16 protein-coding genes are annotated in these 22368 nt (G+C 47.9%); 13 read left to right on the forward strand and 3 right to left on the reverse strand.

All coding sequences use genetic code 11. The features are described 5' to 3' along the window. Nucleotides 1-41 precede the first annotated feature (41 nt). The 9 genes from LG272_RS04670 (at nucleotide 42) to LG272_RS04710 (ending at nucleotide 8467) form a co-directional block, all read left to right on the forward strand. Nucleotides 42-1322 carry a mechanosensitive ion channel domain-containing protein gene (locus LG272_RS04670; protein WP_404409836.1) on the forward strand — a complete coding sequence of 427 codons (1281 nt, stop codon included), beginning with the start codon at nucleotides 42-44 and terminating at the stop codon, nucleotides 1320-1322. A gap of 81 nt (nucleotides 1323-1403) precedes the next feature. Next, nucleotides 1404-2177 carry a DUF3450 domain-containing protein gene (locus tag LG272_RS04675; protein WP_404409837.1) on the forward strand — a complete coding sequence of 258 codons (774 nt, stop codon included), beginning with the start codon at nucleotides 1404-1406 and terminating at the stop codon, nucleotides 2175-2177. 2 nt (nucleotides 2178-2179) lie between these two features. After that, complete coding sequence (locus LG272_RS04680) at nucleotides 2180-3547, forward strand: MotA/TolQ/ExbB proton channel family protein (RefSeq protein WP_404409838.1); 1368 nt, start codon at nucleotides 2180-2182, stop codon at nucleotides 3545-3547. Nucleotides 3548-3555: 8 nt separating this feature from the next. Then, nucleotides 3556-4101 carry a MotA/TolQ/ExbB proton channel family protein gene (locus LG272_RS04685; RefSeq protein ID WP_404409973.1) on the forward strand — a complete coding sequence of 182 codons (546 nt, stop codon included), beginning with the start codon at nucleotides 3556-3558 and terminating at the stop codon, nucleotides 4099-4101. A 12-nt stretch (nucleotides 4102-4113) separates the two neighbouring features. Continuing rightward, entirely contained in the window at nucleotides 4114-4521 is a 408-nt protein-coding gene (locus tag LG272_RS04690) for a biopolymer transporter ExbD (protein WP_126760272.1), read from the forward strand. A 2-nt stretch (nucleotides 4522-4523) separates the two neighbouring features. After that, complete coding sequence (locus LG272_RS04695) at nucleotides 4524-5132, forward strand: energy transducer TonB (protein ID WP_404409839.1); 609 nt, start codon at nucleotides 4524-4526, stop codon at nucleotides 5130-5132. An 11-nt stretch (nucleotides 5133-5143) separates the two neighbouring features. Then, complete coding sequence (locus LG272_RS04700) at nucleotides 5144-6403, forward strand: tetratricopeptide repeat protein (RefSeq protein ID WP_404409840.1); 1260 nt, start codon at nucleotides 5144-5146, stop codon at nucleotides 6401-6403. Nucleotides 6404-6543: 140 nt separating this feature from the next. Then, the gene (locus LG272_RS04705; RefSeq protein WP_404409841.1) at nucleotides 6544-7488 is read left to right on the forward strand and encodes a porin; all 945 of its coding nucleotides are present in this window, start codon (nucleotides 6544-6546) and stop codon (nucleotides 7486-7488) included. Nucleotides 7489-7540: 52 nt separating this feature from the next. Next, nucleotides 7541-8467, forward strand: a complete 927-nt coding sequence (locus tag LG272_RS04710) for an AEC family transporter (RefSeq protein WP_404409842.1) — start codon at nucleotides 7541-7543, stop codon at nucleotides 8465-8467. On the opposite strand, the gene xseA is transcribed toward LG272_RS04710, so the two are convergent. Then, nucleotides 8445-9770, reverse strand: a complete 1326-nt coding sequence (gene xseA, locus LG272_RS04715; protein WP_404409843.1) for an exodeoxyribonuclease VII large subunit — start codon at nucleotides 9768-9770, stop codon at nucleotides 8445-8447. The two genes, LG272_RS04710 and xseA, sit on opposite strands and share 23 nt — an antisense overlap. A gap of 98 nt (nucleotides 9771-9868) precedes the next feature. Between xseA and guaB the strand changes: the two genes are divergently transcribed. The 4 genes from guaB to purL all read left to right on the forward strand — a co-directional run bounded on the left by guaB (nucleotide 9869) and on the right by purL (nucleotide 18372). Further along, nucleotides 9869-11338 (forward strand): IMP dehydrogenase, encoded by a 1470-nt coding sequence (guaB, locus tag LG272_RS04720; protein ID WP_404409844.1) that lies wholly within the window; start codon nucleotides 9869-9871, stop codon nucleotides 11336-11338. A gap of 6 nt (nucleotides 11339-11344) precedes the next feature. Continuing rightward, nucleotides 11345-12919, forward strand: a complete 1575-nt coding sequence (gene guaA / locus LG272_RS04725; RefSeq protein ID WP_126760265.1) for a glutamine-hydrolyzing GMP synthase — start codon at nucleotides 11345-11347, stop codon at nucleotides 12917-12919. A gap of 3 nt (nucleotides 12920-12922) precedes the next feature. Then, on the forward strand, nucleotides 12923-14326 hold the full coding sequence (mltF, locus tag LG272_RS04730) for a membrane-bound lytic murein transglycosylase MltF (protein ID WP_404409845.1): 1404 nt from the start codon (nucleotides 12923-12925) through the stop codon (nucleotides 14324-14326). 149 nt (nucleotides 14327-14475) lie between these two features. Next, nucleotides 14476-18372: a phosphoribosylformylglycinamidine synthase gene (purL, locus tag LG272_RS04735; protein WP_404409846.1), complete on the forward strand. Its 3897-nt coding sequence runs from the start codon at nucleotides 14476-14478 to the stop codon at nucleotides 18370-18372. A gap of 56 nt (nucleotides 18373-18428) precedes the next feature. Here the strand turns inward: purL and tadA are convergent, their stop codons facing one another. Together tadA and LG272_RS04745 are read right to left on the reverse strand one after the other, a co-directional pair. Next, the gene (tadA, locus tag LG272_RS04740; RefSeq protein WP_404409847.1) at nucleotides 18429-18878 is read right to left on the reverse strand and encodes a tRNA adenosine(34) deaminase TadA; all 450 of its coding nucleotides are present in this window, start codon (nucleotides 18876-18878) and stop codon (nucleotides 18429-18431) included. 88 nt (nucleotides 18879-18966) lie between these two features. Beyond that, nucleotides 18967-22182, reverse strand: a complete 3216-nt coding sequence (locus LG272_RS04745) for a TonB-dependent receptor domain-containing protein (RefSeq protein WP_404409848.1) — start codon at nucleotides 22180-22182, stop codon at nucleotides 18967-18969. Between the last annotated feature and the right edge of the window lie 186 nt (nucleotides 22183-22368).

Genomic DNA, 22368 nt, shown 5'->3' on the forward strand with positions numbered 1-22368 from the left:
TATGTTAGAGGCTCTTCAATGGCTGAAGGTAAAGGGTGAAGATGGACGTCATTACGAACATGCAAGAGCAATTCGATAGTTGGCAGGAATGGCTATCGCAACATGCGGATATTGACACCATGGTCAAATTAGCCCTGTTACTCATCGCCGCGTGGATTGCCAATTTCGTCGTCAAAAAAGTATTGATGCGCGGCGCCATGACGGCACTTTCTTACACACCAGCCGGTAAAGACCGCGAGCTATTTGAACGAAACATCATCGCGCGTTTAGCCAATGTGGTACCAGCCCTAGTTATCTCCTACGGCATAAGTTCGGTTCCGAATCTTCCAGAAGAGTTCGCGATTGTTGTCAGCAACGTGTGTAATGCGTTTGTGGTGCTAACGATTGCGCGTGCTATCAGTGGCGTGTTAACGGTAGTAAACACCTTGTATGAACGGCAGCCGGATGCCCATGAAAAGCCAATTAAAGGCTATATTCAGGTTGTGAAAATAGCAATTTATGCCGTCGCGGCCATTCTCATTATTGCGGCATTAATTGACCGTTCACCCGTTATTTTGCTGTCAGGCCTCGGAGCCATGGCGGCGGTTTTAATGTTGGTGTTCCAAGATACGTTATTGTCACTTGTTGCCAGTGTCCAAATTACCTCCAACGACATCATTCGGGTCGGCGACTGGGTTGAAATGCCAAACCTTAATGTAGATGGCGATGTGATCGATATTGCACTGCACACGGTGAAAGTACAAAACTGGGACAAGACAATCTCGACCATTCCAACGAAACGATTTATTTCAGATCCGTTCAAGAACTGGCGCGGTATGCAACAATCCGGTGGACGTCGAATTAAACGCAGCCTGATGCTTGATCAAAATAGCGTCCATTTTTTATCTAAAGATGAGCAAGAAAAACTGTATCGGTTCCGCTTGTTAAAAGACTACCTAAAAACCAAACAGCAAGAGATTGATGATTGGAACCAGAAATTAAAAGAAGAGGGCAAAGAACCGGTTAACACGCGTCGTATAAGTAATATTGGTACCTTTAGAGCCTATGTGCTGCAGTATTTAAAGAATCATCCGCGTATTCATCAGAATATGACCTTGATGGTACGTCAGTTAAATCCGACCGCCGATGGACTTCCGCTCGAGGTGTATTGCTTTACCGCGACAACCGAGTGGGTTGAGTATGAAGGCATTCAATCGGATATCTTTGATCATTTGATATCGATTCTCCCCGAATTTGGGTTACGCGTATTTCAACACCCTAGTGGCGTTGATATGCGCGAGATGGTCACAGAAATCAAACAAAACCGTCATATTGACACATAACTGACACAATACAGTCACCAAGCTGTCACATAATTGCAGTATCTTGCCCAGCATCATTCATTAGATGCGCAAGGTATTGTTATGAAGCATTCCTTAATTTCTTCAGTGATTCTCCTGGCTTTGACCAGTGCGCCGGTATTCGCGCAAGAGCAGTCGCTAGAGCCGGTGGTTGATGCTGCCGATAAAATCAACGCGGCGGCAAAATCATCTCAGTTAACGGTTGAAAAAATCGCTGATTCAACGCAAGAACGTATTCAGCAATATAAGCAAATTACCCGCCAAATTCAGGGGCTTGAGGTATATACCCAGCAACTGCAGAAGCAACTTGATGCGCAATTGGTTGAGAAAGACGAACTGAATACCTCAATTGATGAAGTGAGCGTAGTAGAACGTCAAATCACCCCATTAATGCTGCGCATGATTGATAGCCTTGCCAAGTTCGTCGAATTAGACGTGCCGTTTTTACCTGAAGAGCGCGCTGAGCGAGTCGCTAGCTTGCGTGACCTAATGGACCGCGCTGATGTCGACGTTTCTGAGAAATTCCGTCGGGTAATGGAAGCATTTCAAATTGAAGCCGATTATGGCCGTAACATTGAAGCGTACAACGGCGAAATGACCGTTGATGGCCAAAGCCAAGACGTCGAGTTCTTGCGTATGGGTCGCACCGTCTTGCTTTACAAAACTCGCGACGGTTCAACCATGGGCGTTTGGAATCAACAACAACGTGAATGGCAACCGTTGGATTCAAGCTACGCAAGCAACGTACAAGAAGCGATTCGCGTCGCGCGTAAGCAATTGGCGCCAGACTTACTGATGCTTCCTGTTTTTACTCAAACTAACGGTGCTGGAGAATAACCATGTTGAAGCAGATTCTAACAGGTACTTTAGCGGCAGCGGCGTTGTTGATTTCTCAGCAGGCGTTGAGCGCACCGCAAGACCCAATTAACCTAGACCAGTTGTTACAACAACTTCAACAAGGTCAATTTGAGCAAACCGAAGCAAACAAACAGCGTGAAGCACGCTTCCGCGCTGAAGCGAATGAGCAAGAACGGATTCTTCGTGAAGCGATTGCCGAGCGCGACCGCCTCGAAAAACTCAGCGAAACGCTTGAAACAAATTTTGAGAAAAATGAGATTGAACTCGCTGGTTTAACCGATACGTTAACCCAACGTATGGGCTCGCTTCGTGAACTATTTGGTGTGTTGCAGCAGGTAGCTGGCGATACCAGCGGTAAGTTACAAACATCGTTTGTTTCGGTTGAGTTTCCTGGCCGCAGCGAACAACTCAGTGACCTCGCTCAAAAAATGGGGAGCAGTTCTAAACTTGCTTCCATTGAAGAAATTGAGTCAGTTTGGTTAGCGCTACTTCAAGAAATGGCGGAGTCAGGCAAAGTCAGTCAGTTTGATACTGAAGTGACACTCGCTAATGGTGAGAAAGTATCTAAAGAGGTGACTCGTGTTGGTACCTTTAACATGGTTGCCGATGGTCAGTATCTTGAATTGGTGCCAGGCACAGATACCGTTGCTGAGTTGATTCGTCAGCCTTCTGGTCGCTATTTAGATACAGTTAATTCGTTAGAGCAAGCAGACGAAAACCCTGTGAAGTTTGCAATGGACCCAACGGGCGGCTCAATTCTTGGCCTTTTGGTTCAAGCCCCTGATTTAGGCGAGCGAATCGACCAAGGCGGTACGGTTGGTTACATCATTCTTGCACTTGGTTTGGTTGGTCTACTAATTGCCATTGAACGGTTTATCACACTGACGCTGATGGGCGGCAAAGTGAAGCGTCAAATGAAGCAAACTGAAGCCCGTGAAGATAACCCTCTGGGTCGTGTGATGGCCGTGCAGCGCAAATATCCTGATGTAGATACTGAAACCTTAGAGTTGAAACTCAGCGAAGCCATTCTGCGCGAAGTACCAAAAATTCAGCGTAACCTCACGTTTATTAAGATCATCTCGGTGGTTGCGCCATTGATGGGTCTATTAGGTACGGTTACCGGTATGATCAATACCTTCCAAGCCATCACCTTGTTTGGTACGGGTGACCCGAAACTGATGGCGGGTGGTATTTCACAAGCCTTGGTGACAACCGTACTTGGCCTTGTGGTAGCCATACCAATGACCTTGCTGTTCGCAACCTTGAACACGCGTAGCCGCAACATCGTGCATGTGCTGCAAGAACAAGCCTCAGGCATTATTGCGGAGCGCTCTGAGCGGAGTCACTAATCATGTTTCTGCTCGAATTCAGCAATGCTATTCAAGATTTCATCGAAACCGGCGGCAACGTGCTGCTGGTTATCGGGGTACTTATTTTCGTCATGTGGCTGATGATTCTAGAGCGTATTTTCTATTACTTGCGCGGTCATCGCCAAGCAACCAAAGCTGCTTTGGCGAACTGGAATAATCGTGCTGACCGTTCGTCTTGGCAAGCTGAGCAAATTCGTGGCGCAATTATTTCACGAGTTTCCCTTGCGTTAGGCGGCAACTTACCCATTTTGCAAGCCATGGTGGCGCTCTGTCCGTTGCTTGGTTTGATGGGAACGGTGACCGGCATGATTGAAGTGTTCGATGTGATGGCGGTTGCAGGTACCGGCAATGCTCGTTCCATGGCGGCCGGTGTATCGAAAGCCACAATTCCGACCATGGCAGGCATGGTTGGTGCGCTATCTGGTGTGTTTGCAACAACCTGGCTACAGCGCACCGCAAAACGTGAACGGCTCAAATTAGAAGATCGTTTGTTACTCGATCACTCAAGCGCGCAATCGCTTGCTAGCAAATAGAGGTAAGGCGCAATGAAACAACATTTTGCAAATTTAGTTGATGAAGAAGAAGCACAGATTGATATGACGCCGATGCTCGACGTTGTTTTCATCATGCTGATCTTTTTTATTGTCACCGCCTCGTTTGTTAAAGAGTCGGGCATTGATGTGAACCGCCCAGAAGCGGCAACCGCGGTGCAAAAAGATCGCGCCAATATTCTGGTCGCCATCAGCGATACCGGTGAAATCTGGATCAACAAGCGCCAGGTTGATGCCCGTGCGGTGCAAGCAAACATTGAACGTTTGTATGCTGAAAACCCGCAAGGCTCAGTGGTGATTCAAGCAGACAAAAAAGCCACAACTGAAACCTTAATTAAAGTGATGGATGCCGCTCGTGCAGCTGGTGTCTTTGATGTCTCGATTGCAACGCAAGAAGACTAGTTATGAAACGTGTACTGCTCGCACTCGTCGCCGCTTTTGCTATTACAGCAGGGCTGTTTTACCTCATGCAATCGTTGATTGTTGGTGGTGAAGGGGCTATGTCAGAACCGCCGAAAGGGAGCGTTCTCGACTTTGTTCGCGTGAAGCCAGAAGAAGTTGTGCAACAAAAAGAGCGTAAGCCGCAGCGTCCACCTGAGCCAGAACAACCGCCGCCCGATATGCCGCAGCCACAAATGCAAAATGAATCGGTTGATGCCGATGCTGGTGGCTTCGATTTCTCTGCGGAGATTCAAGCCGACACCAGCTTGTCAGGTGGCGTTGGTTTGGATACTAGCGACGGGGAATACCTGCCGATTGTAAAAGTGCAAGCCGTGTATCCACGCCGCGCGCTGCAACGAGGCATCGAGGGTTATGTAGTGGTTGGCTTTACGGTTACAAAGCAGGGCACGGTGCGTGACCCTTATGTGATTGAAGCACAGCCAGAGAATATTTTTGACCAAGCAGCCATGGATGCGGTGCTTAAATTTAAGTACAAACCGCGTGTTGTGAACGGTGAACCGGTTGAAGTTGAAGGTGTTCAGAACCGTTTAACATTCGCCATTGATGGTTAGGAGACAATCGCATGCGTTATTTCATTATCGTCGCTGCACTGATTACTGTTTTCGTTCATTCGTCTGCGTTCGCACAAGAGCGAAAGAAAACGCCAGCCTTACGTGAGCAAGTCTACAGCCAATTAGCTCGAGCGCAGCAGCTAGCTGACGAAGGCGACGTAAATGCAGGGCTCGAAGTATTACGTAATGTTGAAAGTAAACTCAGCAGTATGAATAGCTATGAGCGCGCGATGCTTTGGAATTTCTACGGCTATATGTATTACGGTCAAGATAACATCGCCAAAGCCATCGATTACTTTGCCAAAGTGGTTGAAGAAGAAGCGATTCCAGAAGCGCTCGAACAAAACACCTTGTTCAGCTTAGCGCAGTTAGCTTTAGGCCAAGGCGAGTTTGAGAAAACAATTGATTATTTGCAGAAATGGGAGCGTGTAACCGCACCAGAGCAACATCAAAAAGCTTGGGTTTTAAAAGCTCAAGCACTGTATCAACAGGGTGACTATAAGGCTGCTTTAGCGCCGATCACTCAGGCAATCGAGGCAGTTGAATCAAAGCAACAAGTGCCAGAAGAAAACTGGTTGGTTTTGCAACGCGCAATATATTTCGAACTAGGTGACACCACACGTGTTGCTGCCGTTTTGGAAGATATGGTGCGGTATTACAATAAGCCGGAGTACTGGGTTCAATTAGCCGGTGTTTATGGCCAACTTGGGCAAGAGAACAAGCAACTGGCCATGTTAGAAACAGCTTTTCAGCAAGGCTTTTTAACCAAAGGACAAGACTTGTTGAACTTGGCGCAAACCTATTTCTTCAATGACGTGCCATATAAAGCGGGTCAGGTTCTCGAACAGGCTTTAGAGCAGGGCGCGGTTGAACGCAATTTACGCAACTTGAAACTACTTGCTCAAGCATGGGTAGCAGCGCGTGAAACCGACAAAGCTAGCGCAGCCCTGTTAGCTGCAGCCGCTCTAAGCGACGATGGCGAACTCGACGCGCAACGCGCAACATTATTGTTAAATGCTGAGCGCAACAAAGATGCGATTAGTGCGGCACAAGCAGCGCTTGAAAAAGGCGGTTTGAAACAGCCTGGCTCAATGCACCTTGTCATTGGTATGGCTGAGTTGAATCTTGAAAACTTCAATGCGGCGCTACAAGCCTTTGCTGTTGCGAAAAAGTTTGATGATGCGCGCCAATCAGCAAGCCAGTGGGAACGCTACGCTCAGGCAGAGCAGGAACAACAAAATAGGTTACAGGAATTACGAGCTGACATATAAACGTCATGGGAATGCCATAAAAAAGACAAAAAACTGACATATAGTCATGAAACTGTCATATTTCTGACATAACATACCCTCGTTTTCTGAAGTGTGAGATACACTTTAGTGAGATTAATTTAAATCGGTGGGGGTCAATCATGTCAAAATTTATGGCAGTTTCATTGGTAGCGGGCGCCGTTGCATTAGTAACAGCACCAGCCCATGCACAAGACGAGTCAGAGCTTTTTGATTTTTACGGCAAGCTCAGTGTTGGTGTTCAGTACAGCGACCTTGACGACGGTACAGATAGTGATAAAGAGTTAACGAGCTATGCGTCACGCTTCGGTGTAAAAGGCGGTACCAAGCTCGAAGGCGATCTGGAAGTAATCTACCAATTGGAATGGGAAGTGGATGTAACCGACCTTGGTGGTTCGGACAACATCAAATCACGTAACCAGTTCATCGGTTTAAAAGGTGCTTTTGGTGAAGTTACTGCGGGTCGTCGCGATACCGCGCTAAAATTGCTGCAAAGTGGTTTTGACCCATTCTCTGACTACGAAGGTGACATGAAGCACATCTTCGCGGGTAAAAACCGTATGTCTGACACCATCAGCTATTTTTCACCAACATTTAGCAATTTCCAAGTTGCTGCAAGTTATGTATTTGCTGAAGACGACCTAGTTGATGACGGTTTGTCGATGACCGTTACTTATGGTGATAAAAAGTTCAGCAACACCGATTTTTACGTTGGTTTTGGTGTTGATGATGCCGTTAAAGGCAAAGATATTGTTCGCGCTGTTGCCATGACCAAGATTGGTACGACGCAAGTTGGTGTGTTGTGGCAAGACCAGGAAGACGTTGACGGTACGAATCAAGCAGACGGCTATGTCGCAAACGTCGTTCAGCCTTGGAACGATTTCACCTTCAAGCTGCAATATCAAATGATGGATTTTGCTGACGGAGATGAGAGCTCATTAGCGGCAGGTGTTGACTACAAACTCGGTAAGAACACGAAGGTCTTCGGCTGGTACACAGGTCGTGATTTGGATAACGTCGATGCTGAGCAGCGTTACGTCGCACTGGGTATCGAACATAAGTTCTAAGCAGGTTACAATACGGCCATCTTATTGATGCAACTTGGAATGCACCGTTACGATGGCCAACTTCATCTTTATTGCCGGTTACGTTGTTATTGGCTTATTGCTGCAACGTAGCCGACAATTCCCGCAAAATACCGGACAAATTCTTAACGCTTATGTGATTTACGTCGCATTACCAGCGGTTGTCCTACAGAAAATTCCAAGTCTAACTTTCGGCCAAGAACTATTGTATCCGGCCTTGATGCCATGGTTGCTACTTGCGGTGACCGTGCCGGTATTGCTGGGTTTGAGTAAGTGGCTCAATTGGTCGCGAATGACTACTGGTGCCATGTTGATTGTGGTGCCGTTAGGAAACACGTCGTTTGTTGGATTTCCGATGGTTGAGGCGTTTTTTGGCCCTGAGGGTATTCCATACGCGCTACTTTACGACCAGCTTGGTTCGTTCTTTATTTTATCAATTTACGCGACCATTATTGCTGCAATTTACAGCCATGAATCAGGCTCTGAAGCGAAACGACCGAGTGCTGGCGCAATAGCGCTGCGGATAGCGAAATTTCCACCATTTGTGGCGTTAGTGATTGCACTACTGCTGCGCGGTATTGAATACCCACAGGTAATGAGTCAGTTTATTGATTCACTAGCAATCACTTTGGTGCCGGTGATCATGGTGGCGGTTGGCTTTCAGTTGAAGTTCAGGCTACCACAGGAAGATCGTGGTCCCCTTTATTGGGCGCTTGGGTTAAAGCTCATCGCTACGCCGATAATTGCTCTCGCGGTGCTTTACGGTTTTGGACTTGAGCAACTGGCGGTACAAGTAACGATTATGGAGGCCGCGATGCCTGCGATGATTTCAGCTGGCGCGCTGGCGATTATGGCAGGGTTGGCGCCGACGTTGTCGGCTGCCATTGTCGGTTATGGCGTGCTGTTATGTTTTATCACACTGCCGTTGTGGTACGCCCTTATTCAGTTTTTGTTGCCGTAAACTCACCTTCGGCAACCCGCACTTGAAACGCTTCGCCCTGAGTCAATTGCTTCGGGCTACGTACTAAACTTCCGTCATCTTTGCGCACCACGGCATAGCCGCGCTCGATAGTTTGCAGTGGACTCACCATGTGCAAACCTTGTGTGAGTGACTGAAAACGCTGGTGTTGTTGCTTCAACAACTGCTTGATAGAAAGGTTTAGGCGTTGTTGTAATTGTTGCTGCTGCTGTTTCAGCGGCGCAATTCGGCGCTCTGGGTGAACGTTGGTTAACCGTGAATGTAATTGAATTTGGTTACTTTTAGCCTGTTGCAGGTAGCGTCGCAGGGCATTTTGCGTGCGAATTGCCAATTCGTCTAAGCGCTGACCATTTTGTTGTAACTGGCGTTGCGGATGTTGTTGCTGCAAACGCTGAGACAAATGCGCTTGATATTGCAGTTGCTGGCGATAATGACGCGTCCAAGCTTGCTCAACACGATGACTCAAATGTTGAATGCGGGCGAGCGTTTCGCGTTGATCGCGACTGACTAGTTCCGCAGCAGCCGAAGGGGTTGGGGCACGCACATCAGCGACAAAGTCACAAATAGTGAAATCAACTTCATGACCAACAGCTGAAATAGTCGGCAGCGGGCAACTATGCAAGGCATAGGCGAGTTGCTCATCGTTAAAGCACCATAAATCCTCTAATGAGCCGCCACCGCGAGCCATAATCAATACATCCACTTCATTACGCATTACCGCGCGCTGCAGCATGTTCAATAGTTCGCCAGTTGCGGCTTGGCCCTGCACAGAACTCGGATAAATGATGACTTCAATACTAGGGTCACGGCGTTTTAGCACCGCTAGAATATCTCGCACGGCAGCGCCAGTTGGCGACGTGATCACGCCAACTCGCTTTATGGTTTCCGGTAATGGTTGTTTATGTTCTGGATCAAAAAGACCTTCGGCTTGCAGTTTTGCTTTGAGTTGTTCGTATTTTTGCTGCAGCAACCCAGCACCGGCATCTTCCATGTGCTCAATAATTAATTGATAGTCACCGCGCGGTTCATAAACAGTGAGTTTGGCCCGGACCAACACTTGCATTCCGTGTTGCGGCCGTATTTTGACGCGTTGATTCGCATTTCGGAACATCGCCGCTTTAATCTGCGCACGCTCATCTTTTAGGGTAAAATACCAATGCCCAGAGCCTGGCGCGGCAAAGTTTGAAATTTCACCAACCAGCCAAATTGAACCGAAGCCTTGCTCAAGAACCTGTCTTACCTCGGTGTTGAGACCAAAGACCGTAAATATGTGCGGTTGTTGCATGATAAAACCTCGGTAAGAATTGAAAAAATCAGTTTACTGAAAAGCCGTTTGCGAGTAAAATCTGCCCGCAACATTAAGTCAGCCAGTGAGATGTTGCCATGCTACGAATTGCTCAAGAAGCCCTTACCTTTGACGACGTTTTGCTCGTCCCTGGACATTCAACCGTTTTACCACATACTGCGGACTTGCGTACGCGCTTAACGCGTTCAATTGAACTCAATATTCCAATGGTTTCCGCTGCAATGGATACCGTCACCGAAGCTGCGCTCGCAATTGCTCTAGCGCAAGAAGGTGGCTTAGGTTTCATTCACAAGAATATGACCATTGCTGAGCAAGCTGCGCACGTTCGTAAAGTGAAAAAATACGAAAGTGGCATGGTTTCAGACCCAATTACGGTTAGCCCAGACACCACGCTTGGCGAAATTCGTGCGTTAGCAGTCGAGCACGGCTTCCATGGTTTCCCAGTCGTTGAGAAATCTGGTGAACTGGTCGGCATCATCACCGGCCGCGACACACGCGCTGAGCGTGATGATAATCGACTGGTTAGCTCGATTATGACGCAAAAAGATAAGCTTATTACGGTGAAAGAAAACGCGCAGAGCGAAGAAATTCTTAACCTCATGCATCAACACCGAATTGAAAAAATTCTAGTCGTTGACGATGCGTTTCACTTGCGCGGCATGATCACCCTGAAAGATTTTACTAAAGCAGAAAATAAACCAAACGCCTGTAAAGACGAACTTGGTCGTTTACGCGTAGGCGCAGCGGTTGGCGTTGGTCCAGGCACTGAAGAGCGTGTAGAAGCATTGGTTGATGCCGGTGTTGACGTGCTACTCATCGATACCTCACATGGTCATTCGCAAGGCGTTATCGATCGTGTGACTTGGGCACGTAAAACCTATCCTGATTTACAGATCATTGCGGGTAACGTGGCGACTGGCGCTGGCGCGAAAGCCTTGGCTGATGCTGGCGTTGATGCCGTGAAAGTAGGAATTGGCCCAGGTTCAATTTGTACTACGCGTATTGTTACAGGTTGCGGCGTGCCACAAATTACGGCCATTTCTGACGCCGTTGATGCGTTAAAAGGCACCAACATTCCAGTTATCGCTGACGGTGGTATCCGATACTCAGGTGATATCGCGAAAGCGATTGCTGCAGGCGCTGACTGCGTGATGGTGGGCAGTATGCTTGCTGGTACCGAAGAATCGCCAGGTGAAGTTGAGCTGTACCAAGGTCGCTACTACAAATCATATCGTGGCATGGGCAGTATCGGTGCAATGAATCAACGTCATGGTTCATCAGACCGTTACTTCCAAGCGACCAACGAAGCTGAAAAACTTGTTCCTGAAGGCATAGAAGGCCGCGTTGCTTACAAAGGACCAATTGCGACCATTATTCACCAGCAAATGGGTGGATTACGCTCTGCAATGGGCCTAACCGGTTGCGCCAATATGAAAGAGATGCGCACTAAACCGCAGTTTGTCAAAGTAACCGCTGCGGGAATGGGCGAGTCACATGTACACGACGTGCAAATCACTAAAGAAGCACCTAACTACCGGATGGGTTAAGCCAACATGCAAGATATTCATGCACATCGTATATTGATTTTAGATTTCGGCTCGCAGTACACGCAGTTAATTGCTCGCCGAATTCGTGAACTAGGTGTCTACTGTGAATTATGGGCGTGGGACGTCAGCGCGGAAGATATCAAAAACTTTAAACCAAACGGCATTATTTTGTCAGGTGGTCCTGAGTCAGTTACTGAAGCAAACTCACCGCGTGCGCCTGAATATGTGTTTGAAGCTGGCGTACCAGTATTCGGTATTTGCTACGGTATGCAAACCATGGCCGAGCAACTTGGTGGTAAAGTTCAAGGTTCACTCGAACGTGAATTCGGTTATGCCCAAGTTGAGCGCATTGCGCCATGTCCGTTATTCCATCACATTGAAGACAGTGTGCACGAAAATGGTAATCCGTTGCTAGATGTGTGGATGAGCCACGGCGACAAAGTAATTGAAGCACCAGAAGGCTTTGATATTGTCGCGCAAACGCCGACATGCCCTATCGCCGCTATGGCTGACGACAAACGTGATTTCTATGGCGTGCAATTTCACCCAGAAGTAACTCATACGCGTCAAGGCATGCGTATGCTTGAACACTTTGTGGTGGAGATTTGTGAGTGCGAAACGAATTGGACGCCGGCACACATTATCGATGACGCAGTAGCCCGCATTCGCGAGCAAGTTGGCAATCAGAAAGTTGTTCTTGGACTTTCTGGCGGCGTTGATAGCTCAGTGACTGCGATGTTATTGCATCGTGCCATTGGCGATCAGCTTACCTGCGTATTTGTCGATAATGGCTTGTTGCGTTGGCAAGAAGCTGAGCAAGTGATGGAAATGTTCGGCGACCATTATGGTTTGAACATTGTTCATGTTGACGCAGAAAATCGTTTTCTTGATGCTCTTGCTGGCGAAAAAGATCCAGAAGCAAAACGTAAAATCATTGGTCGCGTATTTATCGAAATTTTCGACGAGCAAGCGAGCCGCATCAAAGACGTATCATTTTTGGCGCAAGGCACCATTTATCCAGATGTTATTGAGTCGGCAGGCTCGAAAACCGGTAAAGCACATGTCATTAAGTCGCACCACAACGTGGGTGGCTTGCCAGAAGACATGAAACTCAGCCTCGTTGAGCCATTACGCGAACTGTTCAAAGATGAAGTGCGTAAAATTGGTCTTGAGCTTGGCTTACCCTACGACATGTTATATCGCCATCCATTCCCGGGCCCAGGCCTTGGTGTGCGCGTTCTGGCCGAAGTGAAGAAAGAATACTGTGATTTATTACGTCGCGCTGATCACATCTTTATCAGTGAACTACGCAACGCCGGTATTTATCATGATGTCAGTCAGGCCTTTGCGGTGTTCTTACCGGTGCGTTCGGTTGGCGTGATGGGCGATGCGCGTAAGTACGATTGGGTGATTGCGCTACGAGCCGTAGAAACCATCGATTTTATGACGGCGCGTTGGGCTCATTTGCCATATGAATTGCTCGAGAAAGTATCTAACCGTATTATCAACGAAATCGATGGTATTTCACGTGTGGTTTACGATATTTCAGGTAAACCACCGGCTACGATTGAATGGGAATAATACGTGCTTAAGTGGCTATTAAGCTGGTTCATAGTAGGTTTGTTGCTCGGGTGTGCGCCCGAGCCGCAGCCGAGCCAGCTTGACGCTATTAAAGAGCGCGGCGTATTGCGGGTAGGGACTTTACTCGGACCAACCAGTTATTACCTCGACGCCGAAGGTGAAGCGGGTATTGAGTATGTGCTTGCCAAGCAATTTGCTGAAGAAATTGGCGTTGAAGTGGAGATGGTGTCACGCTACAACGTCAAGAATGTCTTAGATTTACTTGAATCCGGCGAAGTTGATGTATTAGCGGCCGGATTAAACCGTACCAGTCAGCGCGAACAACGCTTTCGCTTTGGACCGCCATATTTTGAAATCTCACAACGTATTGTGTTTAAGCAAGGCGCACGTGAGCGACCGCGAAACCTTGAAGAACTCGAGGCTGAGCTCGTTGTAGTCGAAGGCTCAAGCCACCATGACTGGTTGCAGCAAATACAAGACGATTATCCAGAGCTTCAATGGCGCGCGACCGATAACCATGATGCCAGCGAATTACTGCGCCAAGTGGCCGAAGGCGATATTGCTTATACCATTGCGGACAGCAATACATTAGATGTTCAGCGTCGTTATTACCCGAACCTAAGTGTCGCTTTTACCGTTCGCGACGATGTGGATATTGCTTGGCTACTGAACAAGCAAGTCGACGCCTCCTTGTATTCCGAAGTCATTTCTTTTTTCGGCAACCTCCGTCATTCAGGGCAACTATCGCAACTTCTGGACCAACATTTCGGTCACGTCGCCAGCTTCAATTATGTTGATACCAGTTTATTTATTAGTGCCGTGCAAACCGTGCTGCCGAAATATCGGGATGTTTTTGAGAAACATGCGGGTGCACTCGATTGGCGTTTGCTAGCGGCGATTAGTTATCAAGAAAGCTTATGGAATCCACGTGCTATCTCGCCGACAGGCGTACGTGGCATGATGATGTTGACGTTGCCAACCGCAAAAGCAATGGGTGTTACGAGTCGCTTGAATCCAGAGCAAAGTATTCAAGGTGGCGCGCGCTATTTTGAGCGAATGCTGCAGCGTATTCCGGCACGAATTCCCGAACCGGATCGCATTTGGTTTGCGCTAGCAGCGTATAATATTGGCTATGGCCATTTAGAAGATGCTCGAATTCTAACACAGCAGCAAGGCGGTGATGCCGATCGCTGGATTGATGTGCGAAAACGTCTACCTTTACTAAGACAAAAACAATTTTATCGACAAACTCGTTTTGGGTTTGCACGTGGTGATGAACCGGTGCGATACGTAGGGAACATACGTCGCTATTACGACACCTTGGTGTGGCTCGATAATCGGGGAAGGATTCCAGCCAAACCTATGGAAATCACGGTTCCTGAAGGAAGCGGTGATGGAGTCAATTAATGCGCAATAAGAATCGTCGATTAGTATCGCCAGAGCGTCGCCGCGCCTGGTTACGTAAACAACGCCACTTGCAAACCGAGCGTCGGCAAAAGTGGTTTCGTTTAACTGAGAAAGAATAAATCACCCCAATAATTTTTGGAGACATGTCTGTGGAAATAGTACGCGGTGCCCCCGCTTTGTCTGAATTTCGAACTGAGAAATTATTGCAGCGCCTGCAAAATGCTGAACTGCCGGTAGCAGAAGTCTATGCCGAGTTTATGCATTTTGTTGATGTAGAACAGACGCTCGACGATGAGGCGACGACAGTTCTCACCAAATTATTGACCTATGGACCAGCCTTGGCGGCGCACATTCCTGAAGGGCAATTATTGGTTGTGATACCACGGCAAGGCACCATTTCGCCATGGTCATCAAAAGCAACAGACATTGCGCACAACTGTGGATTAACGCAAATTCACCGCATTGAACGCGGTATTGCCTATTATTTGTCAGGTGATTTAACCGAAGCTCAACTGCAACAAGCCGCCGCACTGATTCATGACCGCATGACCGAAATGGTGCTGCGCGATCTTGATGATGCCAAGGTATTGTTCCACGAGGCTGAACCCGCGGAACTGAAAAGCATCGATATTTTGCAGGGTGGCCGAGAAGCATTGCAACGCGCAAATATCGACATGGGCCTAGCGCTTGCTGATGATGAAATTGATTATCTCTTTGAAAACTTTAGCGCGCTGAAGCGTAATCCGAATGACATTGAACTGTATATGTTCGCGCAAGCCAACTCAGAGCATTGTCGTCATAAAATCTTTAACGCCGATTGGACCATTGATGGTCAGGAACAACTGAAATCGTTGTTCAAGATGATCAAAAACACCTTCGAAGTAACGCCTGACAACGTACTTTCAGCATACAAAGATAACGCGGCGGTTATGGTTGGATCGGAGGCGGGACGCTTCTATCCGTATCCAGCTGGAACCAGTGCAGCGGGAGAGTACAGCTACTTCCACGAGCCTGTTCATATTTTGATGAAGGTTGAAACGCACAACCACCCAACTGCTATTTCGCCATATCCAGGTGCTGCCACAGGCTCTGGCGGTGAAATTCGTGACGAAGGCGCAACAGGACGTGGTTCGAAGCCAAAAGCTGGCTTGGTTGGTTTTAGTGTATCGAACTTACGCATTCCAGGGTTTGAACAGCCTTGGGAAGAAGACTTCGGCAAGCCTGACCGTATTGTGACCGCTCTCGACATCATGCTTGAAGGCCCTTTAGGTGGGGCAGCGTTTAATAACGAGTTCGGTCGTCCTGCATTAACGGGCTACTTCCGTACCTATGAAGAGAAAGTAAACAGCCACAATGGCGAAGAGATTCGCGGCTATCACAAGCCAATTATGATTGCTGGCGGTATGGGTAATATTCGTGAGCAGCATGTTGAGAAAGGTGAAATTCCGGTTGGCGCGAAATTAGTTGTTTTAGGCGGGCCAGCCATGAATATCGGCTTAGGTGGCGGTGCCGCATCGTCAATGACTTCAGGTACCTCGAGTGAAGATCTTGATTTCGCCTCAGTACAGCGTGACAACCCCGAAATGGAGCGTCGCTGCCAAGAAGTGATTGACCGTTGTTGGCAGCTTGGCGACAAGAACCCAATTGCGTTTATTCATGACGTAGGTGCTGGCGGTTTGTCGAACGCAATGCCAGAACTGGTGAGCGACGGTGGTCGCGGTGGTAACTTCGAACTCCGCAAAGTGCCAAACGACGAACCGGGCATGTCACCGCTAGAAATCTGGTGTAACGAATCTCAAGAGCGTTATGTGATGGCGATTGCGCCAGATCGCATGGACGTATTTGAAGAGATTTGTAAGCGCGAGCGCGCACCGTTTGCAGTGATTGGCGAGGCGACAGAAGCTGAACATTTAACGCTAACTGACGAGCACTTTGGTAACAAACCAATTGATTTACCGCTGAACGTGTTGCTCGGTAAACCGCCGAAAATGCATCGCAATGTGGCTTCTCAGCAAGCTCAGGGTGAAGCGATTGAGCGCGACGGGATTAAGTTAAATGAAGCAGCGAAACGTTTATTACGTTTACCAGCAATTGCCGAGAAAACGTTCTTAATTACCATTGGTGACCGCACGGTAACTGGCTTGGTTGCACGTGACCAAATGGTTGGTCCGTGGCAGATTCCGGTGGCTGACGTTGCGGTAACCGCGGCAAGTTACGACACCTATGCGGGTGAAGCGATGGCGATGGGTGAACGGACACCATTGGCATTATTGAATTACGCCGCTTCGGCGCGCATGGCAGTGGGCGAGTCGCTGACTAATATTGCCGCGGCAGATATTGGCGATTTGAAATTCGTTAAATTGTCAGCAAACTGGATGGCTGCAGCTGGTCACCCTGGCGAAGACGCGGGTTTATATGAAGCCGTGAAAGCCGTTGGTGAAGAGCTGTGTCCGGCGCTCGGTATTACGATTCCAGTGGGTAAAGACTCCATGTCGATGAAAACCCAGTGGCAAGACAACGAAGGCTCTAAAGCAGTCACTGCGCCATTAAGCCTAGTGATCACGGCTTTTGGTCGGGTTCGCGATGTACGTCGCACACTGACACCACAACTGCGCATGGATAAAGGCGATAGCAAGCTCGTGTTAATTGACTTAGGTCGTGGCAAGAACCGCCTTGGTGGCTCTGCGCTAGCACAAGTTTATCGCCAGCTTGGTGATGTCACCCCTGATGTTGATAGCGCAGAAACATTGAAAGGCTTTTTCGATGCTACGCAACAGCTTGTTCATGGCAAGAAGCTAATGGCGTATCACGATCGCTCTGATGGCGGTTTGTTTACAACCGTTGCTGAAATGGCGTTTGCTGGTCATTGTGGTGTTGAAGTAGCGCTCGATAATTTAGGCGACGACGACTTAGCGGCATTGTTCAGCGAGGAGCTTGGCGCCGTTGTACAAGTTAGCGTCGAAGATCTTGAGCAGGTGATGTCCGTATACGCCGAACATGGTCTGGAAGACTGTGTGCATGTTATTGGTCGTCCCGTGCGCGAAGATGTCGTACGCTTTAACCGTAACGGCGAAGAAGTGCTAGCGCATCTGCGCAGTCATTATCGTGCGATTTGGGCTGAAACAACCCATCAAATGCAGCGTTTGCGCGATAACCCAGCGTGCGCTGACGAAGAATTTGAAGCGAAGCAGAACTTAAATGACCCTGGCTTATTCGCTGACTTGAGTTTTGATGTGAGCGAAGATGTTGCTGCACCATATATCAACACAGGTCGCGACCCAATGGTTGCTATCTTGCGCGAGCAGGGCGTTAACTCTCACGTTGAAATGGCCGCGGCATTTGATCGCGCTGGTTTTGCAGCTATCGACGTGCACATGAGCGATATTTTAAGTGGTCGTGTGAGCCTCGAGAAATTTAACGGTCTTGTTGCTTGTGGTGGTTTCTCATACGGTGACGTATTGGGAGCAGGTGAAGGCTGGGCGAAATCAATTCTGTTTAATAGCCGCGCACGCGATGAATTTGCAGCTTTCTTTGAACGCAACAAAACCTTTGCTTTAGGTGTGTGTAACGGCTGTCAGATGCTATCAAACTTGAAAGAGCTGATTCCTGGTGCAGAAGCCTGGCCACACTTTGTCACTAACCGTTCGGAGCGTTTTGAAGCGCGCTTTAGTTTAGTCGAAGTGCAAAAGAACAACTCGTTGTTCTTTGAAGGGATGGCTGGTTCACGGATGCCGATTGCGGTATCACATGGTGAAGGCCGTGCCGAGTTTAAAGGGAATGACCTTGCGACAGTAAATGCCGAAGGCTTAGTCACCATGCGTTATATCAACAATAGAGGTGATGTTGCCGCAACGTACCCGGCGAACCCGAACGGCTCGCCAGAAGGTATTACGGGGCTAACCACGAAAGATGGGCGTGTATCGATTATGATGCCGCATCCAGAGCGCGTGTTCCGTACCGTTGCGAATAGCTGGCATCCAGATGAGTGGGGTGAAGATAGCCCTTGGATGCGTATGTTCCGCAACGCACGCGTTTACTTAGGTTAAGTAAACACAAATGCAAAGCCCGGCTTCATGCCGGGCTTTCTTTTTGAATTCACAATTTATCGGCGTTTTCGAAAAAACTGTCGCAAAATATCGCCACACTCGTCGGCCAATACACCACTAATTACTTCTATCTTATGATTCATGCTGGGGTGATTAATCACCTCAATAGCCGTTCCGGCAGCCCCAGTACGCGGGTCTGTGGCACCATAAACTAAAGTTTTCACGCGCGCATGAGTCATTAGCCCCGCACACATCGCGCACGGCTCTAGTGTTACATAAAGTGTGGTATCAACTAAGCGATAGTTGCCTAGGTGCTTGCCAGCAGCACGAATGGCCTGCGCTTCGGCATGAGCCGACGGATCATTGAGAGTGATGACTTGATTAAAACCCTCTCCAATAATCTCGTCATTTAAAACTAGCACTGCGCCAACGGGTACTTCGTCGTACTGCTCCGCCGCAATTGCGGCAAGATCGAGTGCACGCTGCATGTAAAACTCGTGATCCATAAGCTTCTTCAACTGAATGAACGTGTGCGCATCATAAAAAAAAGCCCCCGCAGATGCGAGGGCTTTCTATGCTTTTTAAGCTTTTCGCTTAGAAGTTGTAGCGGATACCCACTTTAACTTGCCAAGTTGAAGCTTCTGCACGATAGCGAGTCGGTGCATAGTCATCTAAGCCGCCGAATACTGGCGCATAGATGTATTGACCTTCGTCAGTTAAACCACCGAAGTCAACGATACCTTGGGTTGTATCAGCAAACGGGATAACGTGTTGTTGCGCTGCATCTTTATCGAACAATGCAACCACGTTTTTCACGTCAAGATACACAGCACCGGTGTGACCTTCCCACAAACCAGGAAGCTCTTGCTCAAAGCGGAAGTCGATGTTGGTGTTCCATGGACCACGCGCTTCGTTACGACCAGTGTAGCCGCCAGCGTATTGCTCAAGACCCTTGTCAGCAATGATTTGTGCCAAATCGTCATAAGTCAAACCACCGCTGTATACAACGTTCGGGTCATCAGCACCAGTTGGGATGTATACCAAGTACTGGCTTGAGCTGTTGAACGATGATTGGTCACCTAAGTCAGAGTCACGGAATGAGCTCATAACGTAGCTAAATGGACGACCTGATACACGCTCGAAGAACATTGAGAATTTCGACTCATAGCCTTCAAAGAACTCAGTGCTGTATTGAGCGGTTACAACAAAACGGTGCTCAATTTCATAACCAGCAGTTGCAGGTAATGGGTTTTGACGGTCAAGCGCTGTCACATATTGATAGTTCGATGCTGCCTGCGAAGAACCACCGTTAACCGCTTCATTCACGTCTTGGTGAGTGTATGAAGTGTTCAATGTGAAACCGTTCTCAAACGCTTTACCAAGTGAGAAGGTGTAAATGTTGCTGTTACCGCCGTAGCCGTTAGTCAGTAATACGTCATAGCGGTTAACACCACCGAATTCACCGATTTCAGTTGGGGTAAAGTCATCTAACGGATCGTCAACTACATAGATAATACGACCGCCGTCAGAGGTAGTTACCACGTTGCCATCAGCATCAGTTAATGGACGACGCGCTAAATCAACCCAGCGAACATCGTTTTGCTTACGAGTACGGATGTATTCAGCACTTGCGTACCAGTCATCACCTAAGAAACCAAGGCTTCCCTCGTAATCAAGCGCTAAGCTGTAACGCCATTCGTTTGGTAATTCGAAGTTTGGATCGATTGGTGTTGTGTTACCGTCACCAGCAGTCAAGCTATCACGAACTTCTTGTGGAATCGTCGTGATGTCAGCACCTGAGTAATAACCTTCAGTTACTGAACTTGGCGCGTCAACAACTGTTACGCCGTCAACTGAGTAAGCGTTTGAGATCCAAACATTTGGACGACCACCGGCATAGCGACCGAAGCCACCACGTAAACGATAGTTGTCGTTCAACTGATATTTGAAGCCAGCACGCGGCATCCAGATATCACGACCGTCTAAGTTTTCAGTGTTAGCAAAGCCGTAACGATCTTCGAAGTTTTGGTTGTAGCGTGGTGAACCGTCAACTGATTGACGCTCGTAACGTAAACCGTAGCTTACTTCGAGGTCCCAAGTTGGTGACCAAGTATCTTCGATATAGAATGCGTGAGTAGCTGGAGTTAAGCTTGCAGCGCCGTCGTTCGCGTTGTTAGTAAACGCGTTACGATATGAGAAGAAGCTTGCTTCTTGGTTTTGGAAGTCTTCGATAGTATCGAAATCCCAAACACCCAAAGACTGCGGAACGAACAAGTTGAAGATTTCGACTTCTTCATACTCGTAACCGAAACCAATCGCGTGGTCGCCAAGCAAATATTCACCGTTGAACTGGAATTCAGTGGTGGTATTTTCTAAAGCATTCGCGTGACGGTACTGGTCAGGACCGATTTGTACGGTACCGTTCGCAGTACGGATGTTCACTTGACCGAAGTTCAAACCAAGTAATGGCGCTTGAGCCGTTTCAACTTCTTTACGTGAGATTTTGATATCACTTGAGAAGTTACTGTTCCAGTTTGAGTAAACTTGTAATGCCATGGCATCAAGTTTTTCGTTTTTGTCATACCAACGTGAAGACAATGGTAGAGTGCTTGAGCTACCAGTGTTGTTGTTTGTCGCGTTACTTTCAGCTGTCTGATAAGTAAATGCTGCACGGTGGTTGTTGTTGATGTTCCAATCGAGTTTGATCAACATTTTCTCGTCGTCTTGTACTGGATTAGTGTTCCAAGTACCTACGTCAACGCCATAAACGTCGCGTGCGATTTGAGTAATTTGATCAACTTCTTCAGAAGTTACAGAAGCTTGTTGGTTTGCTGCTGCACCAATCGGACCACGCTCGATTGATTTTGGCTCTTCATATTTCTCGTAGTTTACGAAGAAGAACAACTTATCTTGAATAATAGGACCGCCAACTGCGAAGCCCCAAGTCTTTTCAGAAAAGTCTAAATCAGGTGCTGCTGAATCTGGCTCGTAACGCGAAGGCTCTGGGTTACCAGTTAATGAATCGCTCGTGTATTCATAGAATACTTCGCCTTCGAATTCGTTGGTACCAGACTTCGTTACAGCGTTGATTTTCGCGCCGCTGAATCCACCGTCTTTTGCTGAGAAAGGAACAACGTCAATTGACAATTGCTCTACTGCTGCAACAGAAATTGGTGAACGCTGAGTTGGGTAACCGTTGCTGTTCAGACCAAAGTCATCGTTCTGGCCGATACCGTCAACAGTAATTGAGTTGTATTTCGGGTTGCTACCAGCAACAGTCAACGAGCTATCTTCATCAGCCAAGTTAACTGCTAGTGGGTTTTGGCGAATAATGTCTTTCAAGTCGCGGTTGAAAGTTGGCATGTTGCGAATGTTATCTTCACCGAACGAGCTTGTAGAACCACTGTTCAAGCTTGTTGGGTTAATCGCAGTACCAGTAACGCTGATACGCTCAACGTTGTTGGCTTCTAACTGCGCAGTTAAACGATAAGTTTCGCCTAGCTTAAGGAACACTTCAGAGTAAGTCGCATCGCGGTATACATCTGAATCAAGAGTAACTCGGTATGGGCCGCCTACACGTAGACCGCTCGCAATGAAGTTACCGGTTTCGTCCGTAGTTACTTCTAAACGGCTGCCTGATGGAACGTGTTCTATGATGACTTTAGTATTTGCCGCGCCTTCTCCAGTAGGGCCGACAATAAAACCACGCATAGATGACGAAGTATCTTGCGCAACAGCAGCGCCTGACGCTAGGCCTAAGGCCACAGCAATCGCACTGGCAGTACGCGAAAATCGCATTGAGGTGCTCATTTTATTTTCCTGGGTTGTTGGTTGTAGTTAAATTTGGTCCAAAGCTATACCGCATTTATTACGCCTTGATGACACGTGTGTGATTCTTTCACGAAAACGTGTCATTTATGTGACAATATTTTACGCACTTTCTGAATAGATTGCACAGGTTAAATTGAACCTTTATTCTTGAAACTTGTCACAGCA

Origin of the sequence: Pseudidiomarina marina (genome assembly GCF_044807045.1) — a bacterium.
Classification (GTDB): domain Bacteria; phylum Pseudomonadota; class Gammaproteobacteria; order Enterobacterales; family Alteromonadaceae; genus Pseudidiomarina; species Pseudidiomarina marina.

What these genes read in the sequence shown, in the direction of transcription:
- LG272_RS04710 (WP_404409842.1), top strand. Translation starts at nt 7,541, where the DNA reads ATGGCCAACTTCATCTTTATTGCCGGTTACGTTGTTATTGGCTTATTG.
- guaB (WP_404409844.1), top strand. Translation starts at nt 9,869, where the DNA reads ATGCTACGAATTGCTCAAGAAGCCCTTACCTTTGACGACGTTTTGCTC.
- LG272_RS04670 (WP_404409836.1), top strand. Translation starts at nt 42, where the DNA reads ATGGACGTCATTACGAACATGCAAGAGCAATTCGATAGTTGGCAGGAA.
- LG272_RS04700 (WP_404409840.1), top strand. Translation starts at nt 5,144, where the DNA reads ATGCGTTATTTCATTATCGTCGCTGCACTGATTACTGTTTTCGTTCAT.
- LG272_RS04680 (WP_404409838.1), top strand. Translation starts at nt 2,180, where the DNA reads ATGTTGAAGCAGATTCTAACAGGTACTTTAGCGGCAGCGGCGTTGTTG.
- LG272_RS04695 (WP_404409839.1), top strand. Translation starts at nt 4,524, where the DNA reads ATGAAACGTGTACTGCTCGCACTCGTCGCCGCTTTTGCTATTACAGCA.
- xseA (WP_404409843.1), bottom strand. Translation starts at nt 9,770, where the DNA reads ATGCAACAACCGCACATATTTACGGTCTTTGGTCTCAACACCGAGGTA.
- LG272_RS04690 (WP_126760272.1), top strand. Translation starts at nt 4,114, where the DNA reads ATGAAACAACATTTTGCAAATTTAGTTGATGAAGAAGAAGCACAGATT.
- LG272_RS04705 (WP_404409841.1), top strand. Translation starts at nt 6,544, where the DNA reads ATGTCAAAATTTATGGCAGTTTCATTGGTAGCGGGCGCCGTTGCATTA.
- tadA (WP_404409847.1), bottom strand. Translation starts at nt 18,878, where the DNA reads ATGGATCACGAGTTTTACATGCAGCGTGCACTCGATCTTGCCGCAATT.
- guaA (WP_126760265.1), top strand. Translation starts at nt 11,345, where the DNA reads ATGCAAGATATTCATGCACATCGTATATTGATTTTAGATTTCGGCTCG.
- LG272_RS04745 (WP_404409848.1), bottom strand. Translation starts at nt 22,182, where the DNA reads ATGAGCACCTCAATGCGATTTTCGCGTACTGCCAGTGCGATTGCTGTG.
- LG272_RS04675 (WP_404409837.1), top strand. Translation starts at nt 1,404, where the DNA reads ATGAAGCATTCCTTAATTTCTTCAGTGATTCTCCTGGCTTTGACCAGT.